This is a genomic window from Bradyrhizobium sp. UNPF46, assembly GCF_006658625.1.
GTDB classification, from domain to species: Bacteria; Pseudomonadota; Alphaproteobacteria; order Rhizobiales; family Xanthobacteraceae; genus Bradyrhizobium; species Bradyrhizobium nitroreducens.
Genome location: NZ_LFJB01000134.1, coordinates 1 through 3,515, shown reverse-complemented (window position 1 = coordinate 3,515; position 3,515 = coordinate 1). Strand labels below are relative to the sequence as shown.

5 protein-coding genes are annotated in these 3,515 nt (G+C 66.8%); 1 reads left to right on the top strand and 4 read right to left on the bottom strand.

Annotated elements, in window-relative coordinates:
- From UNPF46_RS37070 to UNPF46_RS37060, 3 genes are all read right to left on the bottom strand, one after another.
- A partial coding sequence (locus UNPF46_RS37070) for a hypothetical protein (RefSeq protein WP_142253320.1) occupies positions 1 to 930 on the bottom strand: 930 nt, incomplete at its 3' end.
- 175 nt (positions 931 to 1,105) lie between these two features.
- Complete coding sequence (locus UNPF46_RS37065) at positions 1,106 to 1,309, bottom strand: hypothetical protein (protein WP_018321158.1); 204 nt, start codon at positions 1,307 to 1,309, stop codon at positions 1,106 to 1,108.
- Positions 1,310 to 1,618: 309 nt separating this feature from the next.
- Positions 1,619 to 2,281, bottom strand: a complete 663-nt coding sequence (locus tag UNPF46_RS37060; protein WP_142253319.1) for a glutathione S-transferase family protein — start codon at positions 2,279 to 2,281, stop codon at positions 1,619 to 1,621.
- Between the two features lie 122 nt (positions 2,282 to 2,403).
- Here UNPF46_RS37060 and UNPF46_RS37055 point away from each other — a divergent pair, with 122 nt between their 5' ends.
- Positions 2,404 to 3,120: a DUF599 domain-containing protein gene (locus UNPF46_RS37055; protein ID WP_142253318.1), complete on the top strand. Its 717-nt coding sequence runs from the start codon at positions 2,404 to 2,406 to the stop codon at positions 3,118 to 3,120.
- Between the two features lie 213 nt (positions 3,121 to 3,333).
- Here the strand turns inward: UNPF46_RS37055 and UNPF46_RS38170 are convergent.
- Positions 3,334 to 3,515, bottom strand: a 182-nt coding sequence (locus tag UNPF46_RS38170; protein ID WP_210248368.1) for a hypothetical protein, incomplete at its 5' end; no start/stop codon positions are given.

Below are 3,515 nucleotides of genomic sequence, written 5' to 3'. Positions count from 1 at the left end.
CGCGGCCTTCGGCGCCGGCGGCTTCTTCGCGGCCGGTGGTGCCGCGGTCGCCGCCGCCTGGGCCGAGGCAGCCGCCGGCACGCGCGGCGCTGCCGGTGCGTTGGCGGCAGGCGCCGCCTGCCGCGTCGTCGCCGTGGGCTCGGGATTCATGATGCTCACCGGCGGCGTCGACGCGGCGCTCGGGAACTCCGCATTGGTCGGCTTGCCCGTCGGCATCGAGGGCGGCAGCCCCGCAAGCGCCGCGGTCGGTGGCAGCGCCGCCGGTGCGGCCGCCATCGCGGATGCGGGCGCATTCCAGGTCGGCGCATGGCGCGCGACCAGCTGGTCGTAGAGATGCGAATCCATGTTGGCAGCGACCTGCTGCTGGTCGGTCAGCGAGCGGAACGCGGCGCAGTCGAACTGGGTGCAGCCGTCGCGCGCCACCAGCACCTGCGCCACGAGACCGTAGCGGTCGTGCTCCAGCGCCCTGCGCAGCGCCTTCATGTCCGCCGTCAGGTTCTTCTCCGCCGTCGCGGCATCACCGAGCGCCGTCAGCCGGTCGATCCGGACGGCGGTGTAGGACACGGCCGCGGCCGCGGCATCGGGCGAACCGAACAGCGCCTTCTCGCAGCCGATGGCGACCGCATCGCCGGCGAAATCATCGAGGCAGGACAGCGCCGGCAGGCTTGCGATGACCGCACCTTGCGCGCGCGCCTCGGTCGGCGCGTCCTGCAGCAGCGGTCCATAGACGCGCACGGTGGCGGCGCCGGCGATCGCGATGGACAGCAGCGTAATCACCGTGAGCGCGCCGTTGGCGACCGATCTCTCGGCGCGCAGCAGCGTGATCAGCAGAATCAGTCCGAAGAATCCGGCGGCGGCCAGCGTCATCCACATCGGAAAGGCCGGCGAGCGCCAGATTTGGTCGAGCGAAGTGGCCCATGCCCAGTTCATGCGCGACGTCCCCTCACGCGAGCAGAGAGCGAATGGTCAAGCGAGCACCGCTAGTCGGCAACTGCCCCGACCTCACCTTGCGAAGGCGAAGCGGGCCTTTTGACGGCGGCAGGACGCAATTCCCTGATGGCACCAATGCGCTGGCACCGTCAGCCTTCGAGAGCACGAGCCGGCGTCACGAGAGCGCGAGTTGGCTTTCCTTGGCGACGCGCTCGAAAGCTTCGGTCGAGCTCTTGATCCGGTACTGGCAGTCGTCGCCATCGGTCGGCAGCAGACGGATGACCTCATACGAGCCGCTGGCAGCGGGGCGCGCAACGTTGCTGGCCGTGAACAATACGCGCGTTCCAATCGGGAATTTGTGCTTCAACACCCTCTCCATTACTCAAACAGCGCCTGCCTCGCCCAGTGTCCCCACTGCGATGGCCGGCCGGAAACCCGGGCTGTTGTATAGCACGCGCCCCGCCGTTTTGGCCAGCGCCATACCAGCATGGCAAACGCGTAAATTTTGCAGTCTTTTCAGAATGATAGAGGCGGAACTAGCGGGCCGATGATACCGTCGGCGTGGCGCATTCCCGCACAGTGTCGCAGGCAGGTCGCAGCCCCCGGAGGTTCCGCGGGGCCATCAGGTTCCGCAGCGTGAGCGCCGACGGCCGACACGCAGCCCGCCGCCCCGGTCGGCCCCTCGCGATCAGGCGTCCTCGAACTTGGCGATGACGAGCGTTTCGGCCAGCCCGTCGCGGGTCCATTCCTGGAACGCCGGCAGCGCCATCATCGTCTCCATGTAGGCCTTGGTGTCCGGCGCGACGTCGATCGCGTAGGTGCGCAAGCGGTGCACGACCGGCGCGTACATGGCGTCTGCCGCGCCGAAGCGGCCGAACAGGAACGGCCCCTTCGCCCCGTATCGGGTGCGGCACTCGCGCCAGATCTCCTCGATGCGCGCGACGTTGGCCTTGGCGTCCGCCGACAGCGCGATGGCACGTACGAGCCGATGCAGATTCATGCCGCATTCGCTGCGCAGCGCCACGAAGCCGGAATGCATCTCGGCGCACACCGACCGGGCATGCGCGCGCGCGGCGACGTCGTCGGGCCACAGCTTCACTTCCGGATAGCGCTCGGCGATGTATTCGATGATCGCGAGCGAATCCCACACCGTGACGTCGCCGTCGACCAGCACCGGCACCTTGCCGGCGCGGCTGAAGGACAGGATCTGCTCCTTGTCGGCGGGATTGTCGGTGTAGAGCGGGATCAGCGTCTCCACGAACGGGATGTCGTTGGCGCGAAGCGCGAGCCAGGGGCGCATCGACCATGACGAGTAGTTCTTGTTGCCGATCGCGAGTTTCAGCGCAGCCATGTCATCCATCCTTCCCGAGACGCTTTGAAGCGAGCCGCTTTTAACGCCATCGCCTGCCGCCAATCAATCGTTGCCGCATGCTGCCATGCGTGGCAATCGTGGCGGCTTCCGAGGAGAGAGAGATGAGCAGGCATTGGGTCGACATCACCGCAGTCGGCTTCTTCATCGTCGAATGGCTGGTCTATGCCCTGACACTGGAGCATTCGGCCTATGGCCGCGACAGCCTGTCGGCGCGCATGAATCGTTATCGCGAGGTCTGGGTGCGCCGCCTGCTCGACCGCGATACCCGCATGGTCGACATGCAGATCATGGCCTCGCTCCAGAACGGCACCGCCTTCTTCGCCTCCACAAGCCTGTTCGCGCTCGGCGGCGCGCTGGCGCTGCTGCACGCAACCAACGACGCCATCACCATCCTGAGCAAGCTGCCGATCGACCTCAGCACCTCTCCGGCGATGTGGGAGCTGAAATGCGTCGGCCTCGTGCTGATCTGCGTCTACGCCTTCTTCAAATTCGCCTGGGCCTATCGCCTGTTCAACTACGTGGCGATCCTGTTCGGCGGCATGCCGCCGGCCTCCCAGCGCGACACGCCGGAAGCCGAAGCCCACGTCATCCGCACCTCGCGCCTGTTCGAATCCGCCGGCCGCCATTTCAACCGCGGCCAGCGCGCGTTCTTCTTTGCGCTCGGCTATCTCGGCTGGTTCGTCAGCCCATGGGTGCTGTTCGTGACCACCGCGGCCGTGGTGGTCGTGACCTGGCGCCGGCAGTTCGCGTCCAGTGCCTGGGCGGCGATGGCGCCGGAGGCGGCGGATGGCGATGAGGGAATCAGGCGCGGTCGTTGAGATCCCCCTGCGGGCGTATCGGTCAATATATTGGTACCGTCATCCTGAGGTGCGAAGCTCGCGATGCGGATGCATCGCAAGCGGAGCCTCGAAGGATGCACGGCCACGCTGCAGCCGGGCCGTCGCCCTTCGAGGCTTACTCTGCAGCGCTGCGCGCAGCAGAGTAAGCACCTCAGGGTGACGGTGAGAGAGTTGAGTTCACATCATCGACATTCAGGCAAGCAGACATGCCTTCTCGCTCTCGCGGCTTGTTTCGCCCGAGCCTTGCTTCGTCGCTCCACCCTCAAATCCAAGAGGGCGCAGGGAAGACCGGGTGCCGGCTGGCACCCGCGGTCCGCTGCGCGAATGATGCACGCAGGAAGAACCGCACAGCAGCATACAGGTGTCGCCGATCA